The organism is Roseibium sp. MB-4 (assembly GCF_053005265.1).
Window position 1 is genome coordinate 2,186,904 of the sequence record NZ_JBRKQB010000001.1, and the last position, 16,434, is coordinate 2,203,337.

At 57.3% G+C, this 16,434-nt stretch carries 16 protein-coding genes; 3 read left to right on the forward strand and 13 right to left on the reverse strand.

Annotated elements, in window-relative coordinates:
• Positions 1-12 precede the first annotated feature (12 nt).
• From ACVDG4_RS10135 to ACVDG4_RS10155, 5 genes are all read right to left on the reverse strand, one after another.
• Complete coding sequence (locus ACVDG4_RS10135) at positions 13-2,859, reverse strand: EAL domain-containing protein (RefSeq protein WP_286183100.1); 2,847 nt, start codon at positions 2,857-2,859, stop codon at positions 13-15.
• 97 nt (positions 2,860-2,956) lie between these two features.
• Positions 2,957-3,595, reverse strand: coding sequence for a GNAT family N-acetyltransferase (locus ACVDG4_RS10140; RefSeq protein WP_133948333.1), 639 nt, complete (start codon positions 3,593-3,595; stop codon positions 2,957-2,959).
• Positions 3,596-3,611: 16 nt separating this feature from the next.
• Entirely contained in the window at positions 3,612-4,901 is a 1,290-nt protein-coding gene (locus ACVDG4_RS10145) for a M16 family metallopeptidase (protein ID WP_447234955.1), read from the reverse strand.
• A 4-nt stretch (positions 4,902-4,905) separates the two neighbouring features.
• A complete protein-coding gene (gene thrC / locus ACVDG4_RS10150; RefSeq protein ID WP_447234956.1) occupies positions 4,906-6,312 on the reverse strand; it encodes a threonine synthase in 1,407 nt (468 codons plus the stop codon).
• Between the two features lie 203 nt (positions 6,313-6,515).
• Positions 6,516-7,112: a YqgE/AlgH family protein gene (locus ACVDG4_RS10155; RefSeq protein WP_209172690.1), complete on the reverse strand. Its 597-nt coding sequence runs from the start codon at positions 7,110-7,112 to the stop codon at positions 6,516-6,518.
• Positions 7,113-7,285: 173 nt separating this feature from the next.
• Between ACVDG4_RS10155 and ACVDG4_RS10160 the strand changes: the two genes are divergently transcribed.
• Positions 7,286-8,110, forward strand: a complete 825-nt coding sequence (locus ACVDG4_RS10160; protein ID WP_447234957.1) for a protein-disulfide reductase DsbD domain-containing protein — start codon at positions 7,286-7,288, stop codon at positions 8,108-8,110.
• A gap of 112 nt (positions 8,111-8,222) precedes the next feature.
• Positions 8,223-8,705 (forward strand): peroxiredoxin, encoded by a 483-nt coding sequence (locus ACVDG4_RS10165; protein ID WP_209172686.1) that lies wholly within the window; start codon positions 8,223-8,225, stop codon positions 8,703-8,705.
• Here the strand turns inward: ACVDG4_RS10165 and ACVDG4_RS10170 are convergent.
• The 8 genes from ACVDG4_RS10170 to coxB all read right to left on the reverse strand — a co-directional run bounded on the left by ACVDG4_RS10170 (position 8,702) and on the right by coxB (position 15,333).
• Positions 8,702-9,466, reverse strand: a complete 765-nt coding sequence (locus tag ACVDG4_RS10170; protein ID WP_447234958.1) for an SURF1 family protein — start codon at positions 9,464-9,466, stop codon at positions 8,702-8,704. The two genes, ACVDG4_RS10165 and ACVDG4_RS10170, sit on opposite strands and share 4 nt — an antisense overlap.
• A 15-nt stretch (positions 9,467-9,481) precedes the next feature.
• Entirely contained in the window at positions 9,482-9,883 is a 402-nt protein-coding gene (locus ACVDG4_RS10175; RefSeq protein WP_447234959.1) for a DUF983 domain-containing protein, read from the reverse strand.
• Between the two features lie 93 nt (positions 9,884-9,976).
• Complete coding sequence (locus ACVDG4_RS10180) at positions 9,977-10,837, reverse strand: cytochrome c oxidase subunit 3 (protein WP_209172681.1); 861 nt, start codon at positions 10,835-10,837, stop codon at positions 9,977-9,979.
• Positions 10,838-10,885: 48 nt separating this feature from the next.
• Positions 10,886-11,491 (reverse strand): cytochrome c oxidase assembly protein, encoded by a 606-nt coding sequence (locus ACVDG4_RS10185; protein WP_447234960.1) that lies wholly within the window; start codon positions 11,489-11,491, stop codon positions 10,886-10,888.
• 11 nt (positions 11,492-11,502) lie between these two features.
• Positions 11,503-11,664, reverse strand: coding sequence for a cytochrome c oxidase system small membrane protein (locus ACVDG4_RS10190; RefSeq protein ID WP_166672681.1), 162 nt, complete (start codon positions 11,662-11,664; stop codon positions 11,503-11,505).
• Between the two features lie 5 nt (positions 11,665-11,669).
• Positions 11,670-12,605 carry a heme o synthase gene (locus tag ACVDG4_RS10195; protein ID WP_447234961.1) on the reverse strand — a complete coding sequence of 312 codons (936 nt, stop codon included), beginning with the start codon at positions 12,603-12,605 and terminating at the stop codon, positions 11,670-11,672.
• A gap of 150 nt (positions 12,606-12,755) precedes the next feature.
• Positions 12,756-14,351: a cytochrome c oxidase subunit I gene (gene ctaD / locus ACVDG4_RS10200; RefSeq protein ID WP_133948357.1), complete on the reverse strand. Its 1,596-nt coding sequence runs from the start codon at positions 14,349-14,351 to the stop codon at positions 12,756-12,758.
• 79 nt (positions 14,352-14,430) lie between these two features.
• Positions 14,431-15,333 carry a cytochrome c oxidase subunit II gene (gene coxB, locus ACVDG4_RS10205; RefSeq protein WP_447235108.1) on the reverse strand — a complete coding sequence of 301 codons (903 nt, stop codon included), beginning with the start codon at positions 15,331-15,333 and terminating at the stop codon, positions 14,431-14,433.
• 536 nt (positions 15,334-15,869) lie between these two features.
• On the opposite strand from coxB, the gene ACVDG4_RS10210 reads away from it, so the two are divergent.
• A complete protein-coding gene (locus ACVDG4_RS10210) occupies positions 15,870-16,421 on the forward strand; it encodes an invasion associated locus B family protein (RefSeq protein ID WP_447234962.1) in 552 nt (183 codons plus the stop codon).
• Positions 16,422-16,434 lie beyond the last annotated feature (13 nt).

Here is a 16,434-nt window from a genome sequence, read left to right on the forward strand (position 1 = left end):
GGCTGAGGCTGTTTACGCCGAAGCGGCTTCTGCCACCGGCATTTTCCGCAGCATCTTCGTGGCCTCCGCGGCTGATACGGCTTCGCCGAAATAGAACCCTTGTGCGTATTGGCAGCCAAGCTGGAACAGCTCCAGCGCGTCGTTTTCGCTCTCCGCGCCCTCGGCGACCACAGACATGCCGAGGTCGTGACCCATGGCGACGATCGTGCGCAACAGTACCGGACGCGCGGCAGACCCGTCGGGTTTGACGAAGGCCTGATCGATCTTGATCGTGTCGAACGGGAACCGTTGCAGATAGGACAGCGATGAATGACCGGTGCCAAAATCGTCCAGCGACAAGCCAGCCCCCAGACTGCGCAACCGCTCCAGAACCTTTGCCGAATACTCCGGGTTGGACATGACGAGGGATTCCGTCAGCTCCAGCTTCAGCGTCCCGACCTCCAGCGAGTTCCGGGACAGGATTGCCTTCACATCATTGATCAGGTCCTGCTTCAAAAGCTGCCGGGATGAAAGGTTCACGGACGCGAACAAAGGCCTCGGCATCGGAAATTCGCGCTGCCAGAACGCCAGCTGACTGGCGCCCTTGTCGAGCATGTACATTCCAAGGTCGTTGATCAATCCCGATTGCTCGGCGATTGGAATAAACTCGGCTGGTGAAATCTTGCCGCGCTTCGGATGGTTCCAGCGCGCCAGCACTTCAAACCCAGCAATTGCCTGATCTTCCAGTCGAATGATCGGTTGGAAGAAGACACCAAGCGTCTCCTTTTTAATGGCTTCGCGCAGGTCTGCTTCCAGATCGACAATGTTCTTGCCGAGGGGACGGAGGATCGGCCGGTAAACTTCCTGGCGGTCCCCACCGAGGCGCTTGGCGTGGTTCAAAGCGATTTCGGCGTTTGTCAGCATGTCCTCAACCGCCTGCTTGCCGCCTTCAAAGAAGGAGATGCCAACAGAGCAGGTCAGGAAGATTTCGCGGTCGCTAAAGGTAATGGGCGCGCGCACAGCCTTGCGTAGCGCATCGGCCAAGGCAACGATCCGGTCCGGCTCATTCTCTGACAAGAGCACCAGACCGTACTGGTCGCTGGACAGGCGTCCCAAGGTATCCTGCTGGCCGATGAGGCGGCCCAGACGCCGTGCGACGGTCAACAAAATGCTGTCCCCGGCAGACAATCCAATGCTGTCATTGACCTGCTTGAAGCGGTCCAGATTGATGACAAGCACGGTTGGCTTGGTTGTCTCTTCCGCCTGAGCCCGTACCACGCTCGTGTGCAAGCGGTCAACGAACAATTCCCGGTTTGGAAGGCCGGTCAGATTGTCGTGGACAGCATCATGCAACAAGCGTTCTTCGGCGGTACGCTCTTCGGTAACATCGAGCATCGTGCCGACACAGCGGATAACTTCCCCGTCGGCGCCCACGATCGGCCGGGCGCGCAGGCGGAACCACCGGAAATGACCGTCCTCAGAGCGCAGACGAAATGTCTGCTGGATCTTGCCGCGTCGCTGATCAATCACTGCATCGAGCGTTGCCCGGAACCTGTCCCTGTCTTGTGGGTGCAAGATCTCCAGCCAATCGCGCGCAGGCCCTTCCAAGGTGCCGTGCTTGAGATTCAAAAGATCTTCGACTTCGTTGCCCGTATAGATCTTGTCACGGTCGATGTCCCAATCCCAAATGATGTCTCCAGCACCGGTGAGTGCCAGCGCCTTGCGCTCGACATCAGAGATGAGCCCTTGGGCGATTGCACCACCGGCAAAGGCATGCTGCATCACCGTGAAACCGATCAGCAGAACAATCAGAACCAGTCCACCACCCAGCGCCGGCTGGACGATGTCGTTCGACAGACGGCCTGTCACCGTCATGGCCGCACCAATCAGCCAGGCAATCAGCAAACACCACGTCGGGATCAACAGGATCGCCCGATCATAGTGTTGATACGCCAGCACAGCGATTGTGACGAACCCCAGGATACCGATGATGCCCAGAGACAGACGGGCAATACCGGCTGCAATCGACGGATCCCACACCGCAACACCAAGCAGCCCCAATAGAAGGATCAGGGTCGTCAGTGCCAGATGGGAATAGTGAATGTTCCAGCGGTTCAGGTTCAAATAGGCATAGAGAAAGATGATCAGGCTGGCGGCCAGCATGACTTCCGCAGAGGCCCGGGCCAGTTGGCTGCTTCCGCCTTCCAGCTTGAAGACCATGCCCCAGAAGCCGAAATCAATGCAGAGATAAGCGAGGACCGACCATGCCAAAGCCGCCGTCGCCGGAAACATGACCGTCCCCTTGACCACGAACAAGATCGTCAGGAAGAGAGCGAGCAGGCCCGAAATGCCAAGAATGATCCCGCGATACAACGAATAGGCGTTGACCGTTTCCTTGTAGACATCCGGTTCCCAAACCCGGATTTCCGGCAAGTTCGGCGTTGTCAGTTCAGCCACGAAGGTGACGACAGAACCGGGGTCCAAAGTGACCAGAAAGACATCGGCTTCGAGGCTCTTTTGGCGAGACGGCGCGATCCCCTGGCTCGGGGTAATGCTTGCAATCCGAGAGGATCCGAGATCCGGCCAGAACAGATCAGACCCCACAAACTTGTAGTTTGGCGCAACGATCAGGCGGTCGACCTGTTCATCGCTGGTGTTGGCAAGCGCAAAGACAGCCCAGTTGGTGTTTTCCCCGCTGCGCGATGGCACTTCGATCCGCCGAACAATTCCGTCTGCACCCGGCGCGGTTGACACCTGCAAACGCGTTCCGGCGTCCCTGTGCATATCAATCGCATTTGTGATGTCCAGCGCCTCAATATCCAAGGGCACAGAAATCGGCTCGAGCGCACGGGCGGCCTGCGGCGCAACGATAAGCATCATTGCGGCGGCCACTAAAATGGCGCTTCGGATCAGATTGAAAATATAGACCGGCACAGAAATCGACATGGGGCGAAGAACTACCGGTTTGGAGCACATGTCACAAGAAGTCTTTCAAAATTCCTTCGACGAGCGGCGACACCGCATCCGGACGCGCCGCGTGGTCTTCCGCCAAACAGGAGAGCAAAAGATGGTCCTGCCAAGTTCCGTTTATTAACAGATAGTTACGCGCATATCCTTCCCGGTTGAACCCCGCCTTTTCCAAAAGACGGATGGACGGTGTGTTGGTTGGAATGCAGGCAGCCTCAATACGATGAAGGTTCAGAACGTCGAAACAAAACGGCAAGAACATGGCGACGGCCGCCGACATGTGCCCTTTGCCCGCGTGACGCTCCCCCATCCAGTAGCCAAGCGTTGCCGACTGGCTGACCCCGCGCCGGATGTTGCTGAGCGTCAGTCCACCCAGCAAATCGTCATTGCGCGCGTTGAAAAGGAGGAATGTCAGGCTGCGCCCTTCCTTGCGATCGCGCGCATAGCGGCGCAGGCGGCGCCGGAAACCGGATTTGGACAGATCATCAGACGGCCACAACGGTTCCCAAGGCGTCAAAAAGGCCCGGCTATCGCTGCGAAGCAAGCACCAGGCCTTGAAGTCGCTCATGATCGGGGGGCGCAGATAATGCGCGCCGGCTTCTATGAGAAGCTCGGCGTCAGGAGGTGGACCTGGGCGAAGGAGAGACATGCCGGTCCTCGCCCTATTACATTGATGCAGCCTGCCGGACCGGCGCCTGCTGAAGCCGCGCCGCCAGCTCATCGGCAGTCATGATGCCGTTGATCGGACCGATTGCCGTCAGTGTCGGCGTTGTGCCAACGAAGGTGTTGTAAGCTGCCTCGCGAATATCTGCTGCGGTGACAGCCTCAATCTTGGCCGAGATCTCATCTGGCGCCAGAACCCGGCCATGCACCAGGATCTGGCGGGCAATCTGACCGGCCCGGGCCGCCGGGCTCTCCAGAGCCATCATCAAACCGGCACGGATCTGCGCCCGGGAGCGCGCGACTTCGTCCTCGGTGATCGTATGGGCGGCAGACACCAGCTCATCTGCAATCATCGGCATCAGGGCGCCGAGATCCTCGTGACTCGTTGCGGCGTGAATACCGAACAGCCCCGTGTCGGAAAACGCCCAGTGGAAGCTGTAAATCGCGTAGCACAGGCCATGCTTTTCACGAATTTCCTGGAACAAGCGCGACGACATGCCCCCGCCCAGCACGGACGCCAGAATCTGGATGGCGTAGTAGTCTTTGGCCTTGTACGGGCGGCCCTCAAAGCCGATCAGGACCTGCGCTTCCATCAGGTCCTTGTTGAGCAGCTTCTCACCACCTGAATAGCGGGCATCAGGATCCGGGGCGGCCGGTTCGCTGTTGATGGCGCCAAACTTTTGGCGCGCGAATGAAACAAGCTCATCATGGTCCACCGCGCCGGCAGCCGACAGCACCATGTCCGGTGCCCGGTAGCGGCTTGTCAAATAGTCGTTGAGACTGTCGCGGCCGAAGCCTTGCACGGTTTCCGGTGTGCCCAGGATCGGACGGCCAATTGCCTGTTCCGGCCAAGCTGTCGCCTGGAACAAATCAAATGCCTGGTCTTCAGGAGCATCGTTGGATGCACCGATCTCCTGCAGGATCACGTGTTGCTCGCGCACGAGCTCTTCGGCCTCAAAGGTCGAGTTCTGCAGAATGTCCGCCAATATATCGACGGCAAGCGGAAGGTCTTCCGCCAGGATCCGCGCATAGTAGTTTGTGTGTTCAATGCTCGTAGACGCGTTCAGTTCGCCGCCAACAGCCTCGATTTCTTCCGCAATTCCGCGTGCCGACCGGCTCTTCGTTCCCTTGAACGCCATGTGTTCAAGAAGATGCGTAATGCCGTTTTGATCCGCGTTTTCCGCACGTGATCCGGTGCGGACCCACACACCAAGTGCTGCCGTCTTCAGGTGCGGCATTTGGTCGGTGACGACGGTTAGGCCATTTTCGAGAACTGTTGTTTCTACTTTCATTCAGTTACACCCCTGCCCCCACGGCACGGGCGTGTTTTTCAATATATTGTTCGACCGCGCCCTGCTCGGCCGCCAGAACCTGCTGGCGCTCCTCGGCAAACATCATGTCTTTCAGATTTTCCGGAAGATCCGGACGGACACCGCTTGCTGCTTCGACAGCATCCGGGAACTTGGCCGGATGGGCGGTGCCCAAGACAACCATCGGCGTTTCACCGCTCGAGTGCGCTTTGGCAACATGCACGCCGATTGCCGTGTGTGGATCAAGCAGATAACCCGCCTCTTCCCAGAGTTCAGCAATGGTTGCCGAGGTTGCCTCTTCATCACACCGGCCGGCGGCGAAATGCTGACGCATCTCAGCGAGAGGCCCGTCTTCGATCGTAAAGCTGCCGGACTGGTTCAGCTGGTTCATCATCCGGCGTACTACATCACCATCTCGTCCGTGCACCTCTGAGAGCAGACGCTCAAAGTTGGACGACACCTGGATGTCCATCGACGGAGAAATCGTCGGGTGAACACCCTTTTTCTCATACCGGCCGGTTTCAAGCGTGCGGGCCAGGATGTCGTTGACGTTGGTTGCCACCACCAGCTTGTCGACCGGCAGGCCCATTTTCATGGCCGCATAACCGGCGAAGATGTCCCCGAAGTTGCCGGTCGGAACGGTGAAGGACACTTTACGATGCGGTGCGCCCAGTGCGGCACCAGCCACGAAGTAGTAGACGATCTGAGCCAAAATACGCGCCCAGTTGATCGAGTTGACCCCGGACAGGGCCACGCGGTCGCGGAAATTGAAATGGTTGAACATGCCTTTGACGATCGCCTGGCAATCATCAAAATTGCCGGTCAAGGCCAAGGCGTGCACGTTCGCTTCAGTCGGCGTTGTCATCTGACGGCGCTGAACGTTTGACACCCGGCCATCCGGGAAGAGGATGAAAATGTCTGTCCGGTCCCGGCCGCGGAAGGCTTCGATGGCCGCCCCGCCGGTGTCACCCGAGGTAGCCCCGACGATGGTTGCGCGCAAGCCCCGCTTCGTCAGCACATAATCCATCATCCGGCCAAGCAGCTGCATGGCGACATCCTTGAACGCCAGGGTCGGACCATGGAAAAGCTCAAGGATAAATGTGTTGGAGCCAGTCTGAACCAAGGGCGTGACCGCCGGGTGCCGGAAACCAGAATAGGATTCCGCAATCATGGACTTCAGGTCCGCATCCGGGATGGCCCCGTCAACAAACGGGCTGATCACCGCAAACGCGACATCCTCATAGGATTTTCCAGCGAAAGAAGCGATGGTCTCAGGATCGAACTGCGGCCATATTTCTGGAAGATAAAGACCGCCATCGCGGGCAAGTCCCTGGAGCAAAACGTCCGAAAACTCCAATACAGGTGCATCACCGCGCGTACTGCTGTATTTCACCGCGTCACTTCCTCTAGTGTTTCCAGCCGAGTTAGAGGCATTAGAGCCCTTCACTGACCGTAAGCCTCAACCCTACCCGAATTTTGTCAACTTTGGAACAAAGCAAGCCAGTCTAGCGACTTACGCGCCATCCTAATCGGACGCAAGCCACAGGTCGGTAAAAAAGTGTCCGATTTCCGGCAATCCTGCTGACCGGTGACGCCTTAGGCGTGTCCGGCGTCTGAAAACAACATGGCTGGATCAATCCCGAGACTGCCGAGGGCCCGGTGCCATTTTTGTTCCGAATTCGCATCAAACAGGATGTCCCGATCCGCCGGGGCAGTTAGCCACCCATTTGACTGGATTTCATTTTCCAACTGACCGGGGGCCCAGCCGGCATAACCGAGCGCCAGCATGGCTTGCCGCGGCCCTGTGCCTTCGGCCAAGGCTCTCAAAATCTCCAGCGTCGCTGTCAGGCAGATCCCATTGTCGATCGCAAGGGTCGATTGATTGAGCTGGAAATCATCGCTGTGCAGGACGAAGCCACGCTCAACCTCAACCGGTCCGCCCTTATGAACACTCATGCCCCGGACCTGAGGTGGCAAGCGGATCGCATCATCGTCATTCACGATGTCCAGCTGGATCAGCAACTCTTCAAGAGACAGATGTTTTGCCACCTGATTGACGATCAGGCCCATTGCGCCTTGTTCGGAGTGAGAGCACACATAGATGACCGAATGCTCGAAGCGGCTGTCCGCCATGCTGGGCATGGCGATCAGGAATTGACCCTCCAGGGTGTCTGCTGCTCCGATTTCGGACATACGCACCTCGTTACTGTTCAACGCCCACCGCCTTCGTTCCTCAGCATAGCCCCAATAGGACTTCATGTTAATGACTGATTGAGTCGCATGCTCACAATCGCGTCACGAGGATATGACCATTCGAGCGTTGTGCGATGCTGACGCGCCGTCTGCTTTGGTGTAGCTGTTAGTCCATGAAATCTGCACTGGCACTCCTCTTTTTTTTGGCAATCACACTCCCATCCGCAGCTTTTGCTGCGGCCAGTGAATGGGTCACCGTCAAAGGTGGTGCCGTTCGGTTGATCACGGCAGGACCACCTGAAAACGGCACTTACTGGGCGGGACTGGAGTTTCAACTGGAACCAGGCTGGCACACCTATTGGCGCTATCCGGGCGAAGCTGGCATACCGCCGCAAATCAACTGGACCAACACGTCCAACATACAGGACAAAGAAGTTCTCTACCCGGTTCCGGAGCGATACAGCGATGGGTTCTCAGACTCCATCGTCTACCACGACGGCATTATCCTACCGCTAAAGATCTCGCCGGAAGATACCTCCAAGCCTGCGCAGATTTCGCTGGAGCTGTTTTTTGGCGTTTGCAAGGACATTTGCGTGCCGGGCGAAGCCACTTTGTCCCTTCAACTTGACCCGGATGCCCGCCCGGACAGCCTCTCAGCGAAACTGATCAAACGCGATTTGCAGGCCGTCCCCGGCATCGCCCCAACTGGCGGGCTGAATATTGTCTCTGTCACGCTGGTTGAAAGCGATGGCAAGCGTTTGAGGATTGAAGCTGAAACCGGATCAGTGGGCACTCCGGATCTTTTTGCCGCGGGGCCTGAAGGCTCCTACATCGCTCTGCCGAAACTGGCCGAAGGTGAAACAGGCAATCCAGTTTGGCACTTGTCGACAAAGGGCCTGAAAACAACCGCTTCCGATACGAGCCTGCGCCTGGTTCTGTCCGACGGCGAAAACGCGCTGGAACACCTCGCGCCGATCCAACCGGATTGGTTGAACTAACTTCTTTCGCAAAGATTTCTCGGCTCTCCCTCGACGGTCTGCTCTGGAAGCCCTATCTCTCCAGCGGGCTGCGGAATAAATGGCAGCGGTTTTTTAACAAGGGGATTTAGACATGACACTCAAGGTGGGCGACAAGCTGCCGGATGCAACATTCAAGACCATGACTTCCGATGGTCCTGGTGAAATTTCAACAGCAGACCTGACGTCCGGCAAAACAGTTGTCCTGTTTGGTGTTCCAGGCGCCTTCACGCCGACATGCCACATGAACCACCTGCCCGGCTTTGTCGAGCATGCCGATACACTGAAATCCAAAGGTGTCGACGCGATCGCTGTTGTGTCCGTCAACGACGTGTTTGTCATGGACGCGTGGCAGAAGGCCTCTAATGCCAATGCAATCACTTTCCTGGCTGACACCGGCGCAGAGTTTGTCGAAGCAGCTGGTCTCGGCCTTGGCCCGGCACCGATTTTTGGTCACCTGCGGTCTCAGCGATTCGCTTTGATTGCAAAAGACGGTGAAGTGAGCTTCATCGCCGTCGAAGACAGTCCGGGCGATGCGACCAAGACCGGCGCCGCAGCAATCCTGGAAGCGCTTTAATCCAAGTTCGCTGAATGCTCCCGCTTACGCGGCCACAATACGGCGGCCGCGTAAGCCAAGAAAACCCCTACGAGGGTTGCTGCAAGACCAAACCAGGTCAGCGCATATCCCAAATGATCGTTCTTGAAACGCACCAGGGTTTCACCGGCCTGCGGTAGACCACCTTCGGGCGTATGCCCGGCTTCCAGGTCGATGCTGTAGGGCGCAAGGTTTCCCTGAACGTTCATTGCCTCCGCCATGGCATCTGTATCGCGGGCAAACCAGAGTTTTGCATTCAGGTCCGGCGCCGGCGTGGTCCAGACAGGTGTCTCACTCAGCCGCAGCAGTCCAATAATTGACTGGTCTCCTGGTGGCGGAGTGAGAGCTTCACGCCGAATGTCTTCCGGAACGCCGTCGGGCAAAAAACCCCGGTTGACCAGGACCGTCCATCCATCTGCTGTTTCAAACCGGCTGTAGACGAGTTCGCCCGGCCCGCCATACGTACCGACCGGATCGGTGAGCGAGATGTAGTAGAAAACGTTTTGGTCCAGGAAACGGCCCGTGACCGAGACCCGGCGGTAATCGTCCTCATTACCGAGCCCCTCCCAATCGGCTATGCCGGGCGCGGCCACAGGAGCCGATTTCAATCCGGTCTCAACTTGTTCAATCAGTGTTTCTTTTTCAGCCAGCCGCCGAACCTGCCAAAAACCAAGATTCAACAGGATCGCCAATCCAATCAAAGCAGCAACGGCAGGAATGATGAGTTTACGGGCGCGGCCCATTGGCAAGTTTCTTTCTTACAACTGGTCAGTTTGATCGTCGTCGTTGTCCAGACGGCCTTCTTCCGCCTTATGCCGGTATTGCACGGCAATCATCAAGCCTTTCAAGGGGCGCAAAATGCCACCCGCAAGAACTACGGTCAGGGGCAGCCAAAGGATCAGATGGAGCCAAACGGGAGGTTGAAATGACAATTCAACAAAGAGCACCAAGCCGACGACAATGAACCCGACAATCATGATGACAAAGACGGCTGGCCCGTCCCCGCTGTCGGCAAAACTGTAATCGAGCCCGCAGGTGGAGCACGACCCTTTCACGCGCAAGAATCCGTCGAACAATTTTCCCTGGCCGCAACGCGGGCATGCGCCTGATAGTCCAGCTGTGACCGGGTTTACCGGTGGGAAATGTGCCTTGTCTTCCATCTTTTGGCTCCGGGGGCCGAATTTGAAAAACGCCCGGTCGGATGATCCGCCGGGCGCTTGTTTTTCTAGTGTTCGTTGAGAACGTCTTCCGGCTTATTCGCCCCAGATGTAGATGGCGACAAACAGGAACAGCCAGACAACGTCAACGAAGTGCCAGTACCAGGCTGCTGCTTCGAAACCGAAGTGCTGCTCTTTGGTGAAGTGGCCAGCAAGGGCACGGAACAGGCATACCGCGAGGAAGATCGTTCCGACGACGACATGGAAGCCATGGAAGCCCGTCGCCATGTAGAACGTTGCGCCGTAGATGTTGCCGCTGAAACCGAAGGCTGCGTGGGTGTACTCGTAGATCTGGCAGATGGTGAAGAGAACACCAAGCAGAACAGTCAGCGTCAGACCCCACTTCAGGCCCTCACGGTCATCGTGCAGAAGCGCATGGTGTGCCCAGGTAACGGTGGTGCCGGACGCAAGCAGGATCAGCGTGTTGAGCAGCGGCAGGTGCCACGGATCAAAGGTTTCGATGCCTTCCGGTGGCCAGACGCCGCCCGTTGCTTCAGCGCGGGCAAAGTTGATTGCCTCGCCAGCAAACAGGGCTGCATCAAAGTATGCCCAGAACCAGGCAACAAAGAACATCACTTCAGACGCAATGAACAGCAGCATGCCGTAACGCAAGTGCAGCGACACAACACGCGTATGATGGCCTTCATGCGCTTCCTTGATGGTGTCACGCCACCAGGCGAACATCACGTAAAGAACAATCAGCAGGCCAACTGCGAACAGCATCCACTTTGCAGCGGACAACTCCAGGCCAAAGAGTTCGAAAGAGTTACCGGAGGCGTAGCGCATCCAGGCAATCGAGCCGAGTGCGAGAATGAAAGCGCCAACGGACGCCATAAACGGCCACGGACTGGGTTCGACCAGGTGGTAATCGTGGTTCTTGGTATGTGCACCAGCCATCGGCAAGCTCCCCAAACACATTCTGTACGGGCGCAAAGCGCCAGTTTCTTACAAGTTCGTTTCAGCCGCAGGCGAATCTGCCCGCGCCGCAACAGGTTGTTCCGGTTGTTCTACCGGGAAGAAGGTATAGGACAAAGTGATTTCCTTCACATGCTCAAGCATGGGATCCTTGTCCATCTCCGGGTCGACAAAAAAGACGACCGGCATTTCGACTGACTCGCCGGGTTCCAGCGCCTGCTCGGTGAAGCAGAAACAGTCCAGTTTGTTGAAGTAAACGCCCGCCGACGTCGGTGTGACGTTGAACGTGGACGTGCCAACGGTCCGCCCATCGCTGACATTTGCCGCAATGTACGGCAACTGCGCGGTTTCACCCATTTTCAACGTGACAGAGCGTTGAGCAGGTTCGAAGTCCCAGGGAAGCGCGTGATTGACGTTGCCATCAAATCGAACAGTGATCACGCGATCGATCACCATTTCGCTTTCCTGTTCCGCAACCTGTGTCGTGCCGCCGAAGCCGGTGACCCGGCAGAAAAGATCATAAAGCGGGACGGCTGCGTAGGCAGCAGCGATCATAAAGCTGAACATACCCAGGCAAGCAAACGCGACCTTGCGATTGCTGCGGGACAGGTTGTTCTGATCGTTGACTTCGGTCATCTTACCTCTCGTTACAACGGACGGTTCATGATGTCAGGCCCCAGCTTAACAATCGTCACCAGGTAGAACAGCAAGACAAGAGCAGCCAGCACTACCGCGATCGCGATCGACCGGGAGCGGCGCTTCTTTTTTTGTTCGTCGGTGAGAACAATACCCTGTTCGTTGTTGTCCATTTCCGTCAGATCCCCGCTACCAGGCTTTCGCCGAGAAGAAGTGCAAACAGCATGAACAGATAAAAGATCGAGAACTTGAAGAGACGAAGACAGGCTTTGCGTGCGGCGTCGCCTTCCCGCTTGCGCCAGATGTCGGCAGCCATCGCAACGAAGGCCAGTCCAAGAAGACCGGATGCAACACCGTAGAACAGGCTGGCATAACCCATGAAGTATGGTGCCACGCCAATCGGTGCGAGCAGGATGGAGTAGATCAGAATCTGGTGGCGGGTGTTGGTTTCACCGGCGACCACCGGCAGCATCGGAACACCGGCCGTCTCGTAGTCACCTTTTTTGAACAGCGCCAAAGCCCAGAAGTGCGGCGGAGTCCACATGAAGATGATCAGGAAGAGAACGAAGCTTTCCAAGCTGACGCCACCTGTCACGGATGCCCAACCGACCATCGGAGGGAATGCACCAGCCGCACCGCCGATAACAATGTTCTGCGGTGTCGAGCGCTTCAGCCACATCGTGTAGATGACAACGTAGAATGCGATCGTGAATGCCAGGAATGCGCCGGCGAACCAATTCACCAGCAGTCCGAGCGTCAGGACGGAGCCGATCGACAATGTAATGCCGAATGCGAACGCTTCTTCTGGTGTGATCTTTCCTGCCGGGATCGGCCGTTTTGCGGTGCGCGACATCACTTCATCGATGTCCGCGTCATACCACATGTTCAAGGCACCGGATGCGCCTGCGCCAATGGCAATGCAGAGGATCGCCACGGCACCAAGAACAGGATGAATGGAGCCTGGTGCCAGCATCATGCCGACAAAAGCGGTGAAGATCACCAAAGACATCACGCGCGGTTTCAGGAGCGCCACATAGTCGCTCACTGACCCTTCGCCACCGTTCCAAACGGTGCTGCTTTGATCCATCAAATCCTGGCGCTCTGCGAGCGACATGGGCGCGTCCCTTAATTCTTTATCTTCTGCCGGATTTGGTGCCCAGCTTAGGGCTCGGTTCCGGACAGGTTGTTTTCAAGAGCGCACCGCGCCGGTGTCCGGCGCGGTGCGTAAGTTCAGAGCGGAAGGGCAGACCTTCCGGCCGCGTAATTACTTGATCCGCGGCAGGGTCTCGAACTGGTGGAACGGTGGCGGAGAAGACAGGGTCCACTCCAGGGTCGTTGCACCTTCACCCCACGGGCTGTTGCCAGCAACGCGCTTCTTGGAGAAGGCTTCGACGATACCGTAGATGAATACCAGCACAGCAAAGGCCGAGATGTACGATCCGATGGAGGATACGAAGTTCCAGCCAGCCAGCGCATCCGGGTAGTCGGCATAGCGGCGCGGCATGCCGTTCAGGCCCAGGAAGTGCTGCGGGAAGAAGATCAGGTTCACGCCAATGAAAGTGATCCAGAAGTGAGCCTTCCCGATCGTCTCGTTGTACATGTAACCGAACATCTTCGGGAACCAGTAGTACCAGGCCGCGAAGATCGCGAACACGGCACCCAGCGACAGAACGTAGTGGAAGTGAGCCACAACGTAGTAGGTGTCGTGGAAGGCGCGGTCGAGACCAGCGTTCGCCAGCTGCACGCCTGTCACACCACCAACGGTGAACAGGAAGATGAAGCCGATTGCCCAGACCATCGGGGTTTTGAACTCGATGGAACCGCCCCACATGGTCGCAATCCAGGAGAAGATCTTCACCCCGGTCGGGACCGCAATCACCATGGTCGCTGCCACGAAGTAAGCCTGTGTCTCAACGGACATGCCAACTGTGTACATGTGGTGGGCCCACACGATGAAGCCGACAACACCGATGGCAACCATGGCGTAGGCCATGCCCAGGTAACCGAAAATCGGCTTACGGGAGAACGTGGAAATGATGTGGCTGATGATGCCGAAGCCCGGCAGGATCAGGATGTACACTTCCGGGTGGCCGAAGAACCAGAACAAGTGCTGGAACAGAACCGGGTCACCACCGCCTGCAGCATCGAAGAACGTCGTGCCGAAGTTACGGTCGGTCAGAAGCATGGTGATGGCACCCGCCAGAACCGGCAGGGACAGCAACAGCAAGAAGGCTGTGATCAGAACGGACCAGGCAAACAGCGGCATCTTGTGCAGGGTCATCCCAGGCGCGCGCATGTTGAAGATGGTCGTGATGAAGTTGATCGCACCCAGGATCGACGAAGCACCTGCGATGTGCAGAGACAGGATCGCGAGATCCATTGCCGGGCCCGGCTGACCGGATGTGGACAGCGGCGGATAGATCGTCCAGCCCCCACCAACACCGTTGGCTCCCGGAGGACCCTCAACGAAGAGCGAGAGGATCAGCAGAAGGAACGCCGGCGGAAGCAGCCAGAAGGAGATGTTGTTCATCCGCGGGAACGCCATGTCCGGCGCACCGATCATGATCGGCACGAAGTAGTTGGCATACCCACCAATCATGGCCGGCATGACCATGAAGAAGATCATGATCAGACCGTGGGACGTGGTGAACACGTTGAAGGTGTGAGCATTTGCAAAGATCTGCATGCCCGGCTCTTGCAATTCCATCCGGATACCGACGGACAGAGCGCCGCCGATAATCCCAGCAAAAATCGCAAAGTACAAATACATCAGGCCGATGTCTTTGTGGTTGGTCGAATAGACCCAGCGGCGCCATCCGTAAGGATGGTCATGTGCCGCATGTGCTTCGGTCGCAGCCATTTTGGGCTCCCTCTTTAGTCGTTTTCAGCGGCGCTGCGTGTCAAATCGCGCGCAATCGCCAAATTGGCTCGCCGCCGCGTTATTTCGCGGCGACGGAGATTTCGTCCAGGTCGCCCTGTGCGGCAAGTTTCTTGGCTTCCGCGATGGAGGCCATCAGCTGCTCGTTGGCAACGTCCAGGTCATCTTGCGCTGCAGAAGCCCACTGCTGGAACTGATCCGCAGAGACCACACGGACTGCGATCGGCATGAAGGCATGATCCTTGCCGCAGAGCTCAGAACACTGACCGTAGTAGACACCTTCTTCGCGGGCGTGGAACCAGGTCTCGTTCAGGCGGCCCGGGATCGCGTCGATTTTGACGCCCCATGTCGGCATTGCGAATGCGTGGATGACATCTTCGGAGGTGACTTGCAGGCGCACTGTCGTGTCGACAGGAATAACCAGGTCATAGTCAACCGCAAGCAGGCGCGGCACTTCGTCGATGGACACGCCGCGCGCATCTGCGACGGCCTGACGATCTGCGTCCTGAACCATGATCGAGTCGAAGTAGAGCTCACCCATGTTTTCGTCAGTGTACTCGTAACCCCAGTACCACTGGTAACCGATCGCCTTGACCGTCATGTCGTATTCCGGGATCTCAAGCTGCTTGTAGAGCAACCGGAAAGACGGGATTGCGATGATGACGAGGATCAGGATCGGCACAACGGTCCAGACGATCTCGATTGTCGTATTGTGCGACGTGCGGGACGGCACCGGGTTGTTTTTGGCGCTGAACTTCACCACGCAGTACATCAGAAGCGCCAAAACAAAAAGCGTAATGACTGTGATGATGATGAGAGTGAAGTTGTTGAACCAGGTAATGTCGTCCATCACATCGCTGGTTGAAGCCTGAAATCCGAGCTGCCAGTTGTTGAACCCAGGCTCTGCTGCCAATGCCGCTGTCGAAACACCGGCGAATGCGGTCGCCATCGTGACCAAATTCATGAGACGCTTGAAGACTGCCTTCACGTCCGCGCTCCCTTCCCTCAGCCGCCCAAATGGCGGCGCATGCTAAATTCCGGACCCTGCCCGGTCGAATACCTAAGTGCCGCAGTAATAGGCTTGCCGGAACTGCGCAAGCTTAAACTGCCGGTTCCAGACCCGGTCGTCCTTCTAAAGGATTGCCGGATATAACCACATCCACGGTTAAAGAGCGATGCTACCAATCGGCTAGGGCGGCGATCTGCCGCATCTTTTCATCGGCCCCTTTTGGCCGCACAAAAACCACAAGACGCCGTGCGCTGCAACGAAATTTGCGCGATTTCACAAGTAGCTCGGACTTTTTTCCAATTGAGAGAGATCAAGGACAGGCGGATTTTCGACAAAAAAAACGGCTATCCAAGAGCTTTGCACCGGCGGTGACTGGAATCGTCCGCATTCATGCGGCAATGTCTGGCCGGAAAACACTCCTGATTCGCTGCGGTCAGCACGTTTTAAAACGTGCGCTGTGCGGATCTGACCACGAACGACTGGAGGAATTCTTGTCGACCCAGTTGCCGCAGCAGCGCATTAGCCGCTCGCTTCTCTCCGCCCTGCCGAAACTGGCGGCCACCGCCGCGATCGGCCTGACCGCATTTGCGCACAGCCTGCAACCGGCCAGCGCACAAGGCGAAATCCGCGCCAATCATGGCGATTGGCAAATGCGCTGCGACACGCCCCCAGGCGCCGCAACTGAGCAATGTGCGCTGATCCAGAATGTGACCGCTGCCGACCGTGAGAACGTTGGGTTGTCGGTCATCATTTTGCGGACGGCCGACAAGCAGGCCCGCATCTTGCGGGTTTTGGCACCGCTCGGCGTGTTGCTCCCCTCCGGCCTCGGCCTGAAGGTTGACGGCAACGACATCGGACGGGCGGGTTTTGTCCGCTGCTTGCCGAACGGATGTATCGCGGAAGTGATTCTGGAAGATGAGCTTCTGAACCAACTGAAGTCCGGTTCCCAAGCGACTTTCATTATTTTCCAGACACCCGAAGAAGGGATCGGTATTCCGATCTCGTTGAACGGGTTCTCTGCAGGCTTTGACGCCCTGCCCTAATATACACCTGATC